The following is a 6,758-nucleotide window of genomic DNA, read 5'->3' as shown; positions in this document are numbered from 1 at the left end:
GTACGACAAGAGCCCGGAAAGCTACACAGCAGGACTGCACCTCCGCGGATCGATCATGTGGCTGAAGTCCCTGACCGCAACCACATGATCCGAACCTTGAACAGCTCCTAGTGCCGCATCAGGCAACGTTCGCCTCGTTGTGTCGGGTCGCCCGGAGCCGCCGTCGCGCACGGTTCCCTGCGGCCGGGGGACCCCCGTAGGGTAAGCGAGTTGACGATGGCCAGTCGGGGGAGTGATGGCAGTGGAGGCAAAGCTGCTCGTCGGACGGTACCGATTAGTGCGTCAGCTCGGACAAGGTGGCATGGGGCAGGTGTGGCAGGCCCAAGATGAGATGTTGGACCGGCCCGTAGCCGTCAAGGTCATCTCCGTGCTCACCGGTGGCGGGAGCCGTGGTGACGAGGCACGGGCCCGGTTCCTGCGCGAAGCCCGGCTCACCGCCCGCCTCCAGCACCCCAACATTGTGACCATCCACGACCTCGGTGACCACGGCGAGGGGGAGGATCGGGTCCCCTTCCTCGTCATGGAACTGGTCAGGGGTGAGGGCCTCGACACGCTGATGCGTCGGGGCGCCGCCACTCTGGCCGATGCGGCTCGCTGGGGCGGACAGATCGCCGATGCGCTGGCCGCCGCGCATGACGCCGGAATCATGCACCGCGACATCAAGCCGTCCAACATCCTGATCACCCCGGCGGGCACCGCCAAAGTCCTCGACTTCGGCATCGCACGCGCCGTCGACTCGACCGATACCCGTCTCACCGAGAGCGGCTTCATCGTCGGCACGCCGCCCTACATGGCCCCAGAGCAGGCACGCGGATTCCCTGTTCCGCGCAGCGACCTCTACGCCCTCGGCTGCCTCCTCTACCAGCTGATCACCCGCCGCCTGCCTTTCCAGGCCCCCGACACCCTCGGCTTCCTCACCGCGCACCTCACAGAAGAGGCGCCCGCGCCCAGCTCGGTCACCCCAGGCATTCCCGAATCCTGGGACCACCTCGTCCTCACCCTGCTCAGGAAAGACCCCGCCGAGCGCTACCCGGACGCCCACGCCCTCGCCCAAGCCCTGCGTCACCTCGTACAGCCGCTCGCGGCCCCACCCGCCGTTCCCAAGGTCTCCCGGCCCTGGCACACGGTCCCTGCCCAGCCGGCAGTGTCCGCCTTCCAGAGCAGCAGCGTTGAGCAGCATGAGAGCGGCTTCCGTGTCCTGATGCTGCTGTTCGGGGCGGCCATTGTTCTCGTCCCGACCTGCCTGTTCATCTCCGGCCACTACATCTCGCCAGGCACGTGGATCGCTGCGCAGTTGCCCATCCTGCTCCTGACGGCGGCACTGACCCCGCGCTCCGGTGCTGTCCTACGAGCGGCCGGATACGTTGTCGCGGCTCTCGATATCGCTTGCTACGTAAGGACTTTCCTGACGGTCTCTTCTTCGGCTGAGGGTTGGGACACGATGACCATATCGTTGATGGTGGTTTACTTGCCCATCGTCATGCTGAAAGTCTTCAGGTATCTCTACCGCGACATCACGACCCGCGCCCTCGGTGTGGAGCAAGGCCGGCGGCGCAGAAGGGCGTCGTAAACTCGCCCAGCCGTCAGGCAACGTTCGCCCTGGTGACGACTTCGCGAAGGCGCTCGTCGGCGGCGTGATTGTTCCGCCAGATGATGTAGCGGCGGATCGTGCTGCCCTGTTCCTTGTGAGTGGCGTGGTCGGTGCCGTCGAGGGCAAAGTAGCGCAGGGCGGTGAACTGGGCTTCGATCCGGTTGAGCCAGGAGCTGTTGGTCCGGGTGTAGGCGATCTCGACGTTGTTCGCCGCGGCCCACGTTCCTACCCGCTGGCACCGCTCGGTGGTCAGGTGCGGCAAGTAGTTGTCGCAGATGATCGCGATGCGCACGTCCGCCAGGTGCAGCGAGCGCAGGTAGCGGCAGAACTCCAGGAACTTGGATCGGTTTTTGGTCCTCTTGATGTGGCCGTAGAGCTGGTCCTTGGCGAGGTCGTAGGCGGCGAACAAGTGCCGGCCGCCGTGCGGTCGGGTGTAGGTGGCCCGTCGCCGGGGTCTGGGTCCGCGGTTGGGGTCTTTGCCCTTGCCACCGCGTTCGGCCCACTGCCGACCGGGGTGCGGCTGGAGGTTGAGCGGGCCGAACTCGTCGAGGCAGAAGACGACTTCAGGCTCGCCCTCCTCGGGTATGACCTCGCCGTCGGCGATGGCGTGAAGGTGCTCGACGCGGGCCTTCTTGGCCGCGTAGTCGAGGTCGCGGGAGGACATCCAGGTCTTCACGCGTTGAAAGGAGACGCCCTCCTCTCGGAGCAGGACCCGAAGGCCCTCGCGGCTGATGCCGTCAACCACCCCCTCGGCGACCAGGAAGTCGGCCAGCTTAGAGCTCGTAACACGATCTCGTGGATACGGGCTGGTGGGCCGTGTCCGGTGTGACGATTCGTCCGTTGGTGGGGCGTGAGTGCTCCCTGGATGGTCGATGACGAGTTGTGGGCGCTGATCGAGCCGGTGCTGCCGCCATGGCCGGAACGCTCGCCGGGGCCCCGGCCGGTGGACGACCGGCTGTGCCTGCAGGGAGTGCTGTTCGTGCTGTTCACCGGCATCACCTGGCAGCAGCTCCCACCGGAGCTGGGCTTCGGCTCCGGGCAGACGTGCTGGCGGCGCCTGTGCCGGTGGACGGAGGCCGGGGTCTTCGACCAGGTCCACCGGATACTGCTCGCCGAACTGAACGCCGCCCGGCGGATCGACTGGACGCGCGCCTGCGTGGACGCCTCCCACGTACGCGCGAAAAGGGGGGCGCCGGGGTTGGCCCGTCGCCGGTCGATCGCGGCAAGTCGGGCAGCAAGCACCACCTGATCTGCGACGGCAGCGGAACGCCACTGAAGGTCATCACGACCGGCGGCAACGTCCCCGACGTCACCCAGACCCTCGCACTGGTCGACGCGGTCCCGCCCGTGGCCGGCCAACCCGGACGCCCGCGAAAGCGGCCCCAGGCCCTGCTCGGAGACAAAGGCTACGACAGCAGGCACGTCAGGCGGGAGCTGGCCAGACGCCGCATCCTGCCCGTCATCTCCCGACGCGGGGAACCGGACATCCAGGGTCTTGGGAAGCTCCGCTACGTGGTGGAGCAGACCTTCGCCCTGCTCCACCAGTTCAAGCGCCTCGCCGTCCGGTGGGAACGCCGCCTCGAACTGCACGACTCACTCGTCTCGCTCGCGTGCGCGCAGATCTGCTGGCGACGGCTCAACAAGCCGACGGCGTAATCGTGTTACGAGCTCTACGGAAGATAACCCAGGCGCGGGCGTACTCGCACCAGTAGGAGGCGAGCGGGGGCTTCCACTGGTCCGGGCCCTGGTCGCCCTTGCTGCGGTTGGAGGCGGCGGAGACGGCTACGAGCTGGCTGTGCGTCAGGTCGTTGGCGGAGCTGGGTCACTGACTCAGCCGCCGTTCGTCCCGCGAAGACTTCTGGCGCCCCCTGGTCAACTGCCGTGTGCCTTTGTTAGGTTGCGCCGGAACCGACATTCGGCCACTTCCCTCTTCGGGCCGTAACGGTCATCTCTATGATCCGCTTACACCGTTTGGGAGAGCCATGCGCAAACTCAGAGTGTGGCACGCCGCGATCACGGGCGTCGTCGCCCTCGCCGTCGCCGCTGTGCCCGCTGTCGCGTCCGGCGTTCAGGAGCAGCCCTCGTCGACCACTGCCGGGAGCGACGCGTTCTACACCTACAACGGCAGCAAGCCGCTGTCCTCGTACAGTCCCGGGGACGTGCTCAAGGTCCGGACGCTGCCGTACCACGTCCTGGGTATCGCGACCCCCCTCCAGGCGACGCAGCTGCTCTACCGCACCACCGACGCGCAGGGCCACCCGTCCGCAGGCGTGACCTCCGTGTTGCGCAGCCCTGGCGGCGACGGCCGCAAGGTCGTGTCGTACCAGTCGTTCTACGACTCGCTCGACCCCGAAGACGGTCCGTCCCGGGCGGTCGCGGGCAACGTCAAGCTGCCCGGCGGCTTGATCGCAAACGGCGAGTCCACGCTCGTGGCGTCGCTCCTGCTGTCCGGCTACGACGTCGTCCTCCCTGACACCGAGGGGCAGGCCGCCCACCTCGCGGCCGCCCGCGAGTACGGGTACAACACGCTGGACTCCCTGCGTGCCGCTTCCAGCGCGGCGTCGAGGACCGGCATCAGCCCCGACGCGCGCGTCGGCCTCATGGGCTACTCGGGCGGCGCCGTCGCGACCAACTGGGCCGCCTCCCTCGCGCCCGAGTACGCCCCTGACGTCAACAAGCGCCTGGTGGGATATGCCGAGGGCGGGGTGCTCGTGAAGCCCTCGCACATCCTCAGGTACATCGAAGGCAGTCAGGTGTGGTCCGGGCTCATCCCGGAGTTGCTCATCGGGCAAGCGCGTTCGTACGACTTCGACCTCAAGAAGTACCTGAACGACTACGGCAAGCAGCTGGTCGACGAGCACCAGCACTCCTCGATCGCCGACGTACTGGGCCACTACCCCGGTCTGACGTGGAAGAAGATGGCGAAGCCGGAGTATGCGAACCCGAACTCCGTGCCCGAGCTCGTCGAGGCGGTCAACAAGGCCAACCTCGGCCTGGCACCGACCCCGACTGTCCCCGGCTACATCGGCCAGGGTAACGCCGGCTTCCTCGAGGGAACCACGAGCAACATCGCGGGCATCGGCTCGGGCGACGGCATCACGGTCGCCGGGGACACACGGGCGCTGGCGCGTAAGTACTGCGCCGAGGGCGCCGCGGTCTGGTACCAGCAGTACGACGCCCTCAGCCACTTGACCGCGCCCATGGCCACGGTGCCCACCGCGCTCGCCTGGCTGCGCGCCCGGTTCGCCGACAAGGAGGCCCCATCCTCCTGCGGCAGCATCGCCGAAGGCAACTCACTTGCGGCTGACGAGACGGTCCCCGCCGGATGAGGACCTGACGGGGGCCGCAGCGAACTTCGCCAAGACTGCTTAGTACTCCAGCCGGACTTCTCCGTTCCCGCTGGTCAACGGCCTGGGAGTGGGGAGTGTAGCGGTCGGACGAGCTGTCAGGGGCGGTCTTCATGAGACCGCCCCTCGATCGTGTGCAGGCGGCGTTGATAGTGGCAACGACGGGCGACTGCCTGGCGCGTCCGGCGCCAGATGGACCGGTTCAAGGCATGAGCGCGAAACGCGTGCTGCGGCGGACGCGGGCCGTGGGGCCGGCCGTTTGCCAGGAGTCGCCGGATCTCCGCCACGGTGAGGTCGACCAGGGTGCGGGAACCGTTTCTGCAGTGGTGGCTGGCCAACAACGGCCAGGTCGGCGGCCGCCGGGTGTCAGAAGAAGTGCGCGGACACCTGGTATGCGTCCGCGACCGCACCCACCGAGGCGTAGGTCGCGAACAACGCCACCGGCCGCCGCCTGCGGGCGGCGTCCGGGAGCCACAGGGCGATCTGCAGCGGGTTCGCTCCCGCGCACCCCGCGCGGCAGCGCGCCAGGGGTGAGGGAGCAGACCGCGTGGATCCGCCCCGACCGGCCCGCCTGCTGCCAGGAAGCGACCATCTGCACCAGCAGATCCAGCGTGGGGACCACCACCAGGACCGTACCGCGCGGCGCCAGCTTCTGCGCGGCCGCAGCGCCGACGTAGCTCTTCCCGGACCCGGTCGCCATTTGCACCGTCACCTGCAGCCCCGCCGGTTGGGCGGGCAGCGGATGGGGCATCAGGCCCCGCACGATGATGGTGACGATCCGGCCCGCATGCGTCCGGCCGACGTGCAGGCGCTGGCGTGCCACCATCACGACGCCGTCGTTAAGGACCTTGCGCTCACCGTGACGGCGGCGGGCCTGCACCGACGAGGAATTCCGCTTCCTGGCTGATCTTGAAGCGTGCGCTAGTGCGTCGGCCATGTCCGCACCGATCACGGCGACCTGCTGGCGACGGCTCAACAAGCTGACGGCGTGATCGTGTTACGAGCTCTTAGCCAGGCTCCAGGTCGAGAAGGGCAGGCCGTGCTCGACCGGCTTGGACTTGGCAATCTTCTTGATCTCCCGGCGCTCGGGCAGCGTGCACGTTCTCGGCCGTCCGCCCTTGTACTTGGGGTAGAGCGAGTCGAAGCCGTCGGCGTTGAAGTTGTGGTCCACGTCGCGGACCCGGTCCGCGCTGGTGAACGCGACCTCGGCGATCTTCGCCACGGACATGCGCTGGGCGGACAGCAGCACCATCTGGGCCCGCCGCCGCCAGGTCACCACCGACCCGGTGCCCCTGCGGACAATCCGCAGCAGTCGCCTGCCCTCGTCGTCATAGATCTCACGGACCTGCACACGTTCAGCCACGTGATCATTTTGACGGTCCGGTGCCGCCCGACCCAGCAACCAGGCGACACCTCACGATGGGGCACACCTTGCCTGATGCGGCACTAGGGCGTGTTTCGAAAGTGCTGGTAACAGCCACTCGTTGATGGCTGCGACCAGCACGGTCGCTTCGTAGCGGACGGCGATTTTGTCGTATCTGGTGGCTACCCTGCGGTGGTATTTGAGGCGGCCGGGGGTGAGCTCCCCCGGGCTACCCGACGGTTCCAAGGGCCGTCCCCAAAAAAGACCATGCCACTACGCCCGTACTCGGCGATCATGGCAGCCATGACCGATGCAACTGGACCGGAGCCGCTGGGCATATGTCTCGTGGCCAATATCGCCCCGGAGAATCTCAATGACCGTGTCAAGCCGTCTGCGTGACCGGCGGAGCGGAGGTGAACAGCCTGTTGTCTCGCAGCATCGCCCAAAGCACGTCGAC

At 67.5% G+C, this 6,758-nt stretch carries 4 protein-coding genes and 3 pseudogenes; 3 read left to right on the top strand and 4 right to left on the bottom strand.

Annotated elements, in window-relative coordinates; genetic code table 11:
• Nucleotides 1-235: 235 nt before the first annotated feature.
• Nucleotides 236-1,570 carry a serine/threonine-protein kinase gene (locus tag AB0F71_RS39590; RefSeq protein WP_360246093.1) on the top strand — a complete coding sequence of 445 codons (1,335 nt, stop codon included), beginning with the start codon at nt 236-238 and terminating at the stop codon, nt 1,568-1,570.
• A 13-nt stretch (nt 1,571-1,583) separates the two neighbouring features.
• Here AB0F71_RS39590 and AB0F71_RS39585 read toward each other — a convergent pair.
• Nucleotides 1,584-2,369: pseudogene (locus tag AB0F71_RS39585) on the bottom strand (transposase); the annotation flags it as partial.
• Between the two features lie 87 nt (nt 2,370-2,456).
• Here AB0F71_RS39585 and AB0F71_RS39580 point away from each other — a divergent pair.
• Nucleotides 2,457-3,247 (top strand): IS5 family transposase gene (locus tag AB0F71_RS39580; protein WP_360246090.1). Its coding sequence is split into 2 segments (ribosomal slippage): nt 2,457-2,772 and nt 2,772-3,247, totalling 792 coding nucleotides; the frame shifts between segments, so codons are not numbered across the junction.
• Between the two features lie 28 nt (nt 3,248-3,275).
• Here the strand turns inward: AB0F71_RS39580 and AB0F71_RS39575 are convergent.
• A pseudogene (locus tag AB0F71_RS39575) lies at nt 3,276-3,404 on the bottom strand (HNH endonuclease); the annotation flags it as partial.
• Between the two features lie 169 nt (nt 3,405-3,573).
• Here AB0F71_RS39575 and AB0F71_RS39570 point away from each other — a divergent pair.
• Nucleotides 3,574-4,920 carry a lipase family protein gene (locus tag AB0F71_RS39570; protein WP_360246087.1) on the top strand — a complete coding sequence of 449 codons (1,347 nt, stop codon included), beginning with the start codon at nt 3,574-3,576 and terminating at the stop codon, nt 4,918-4,920.
• Between the two features lie 220 nt (nt 4,921-5,140).
• Here AB0F71_RS39570 and AB0F71_RS39565 read toward each other — a convergent pair whose 3' ends face one another.
• A complete protein-coding gene (locus tag AB0F71_RS39565; RefSeq protein WP_360246096.1) occupies nt 5,141-5,689 on the bottom strand; it encodes a DEAD/DEAH box helicase family protein in 549 nt (182 codons plus the stop codon).
• A 255-nt stretch (nt 5,690-5,944) separates the two neighbouring features.
• A pseudogene (locus AB0F71_RS39560) lies at nt 5,945-6,301 on the bottom strand (helix-turn-helix domain-containing protein); the annotation flags it as partial.
• Nucleotides 6,302-6,758: the final 457 nt, after the last annotated feature.

It is taken from the genome of Kitasatospora sp. NPDC028055 (genome assembly GCF_040637885.1).
Classification (GTDB): domain Bacteria; phylum Actinomycetota; class Actinomycetes; order Streptomycetales; family Streptomycetaceae; genus Kitasatospora.
The sequence above is the reverse complement of the archived record's forward strand: the minus strand, read 5'-3'. Positions and strand labels throughout refer to the sequence as shown.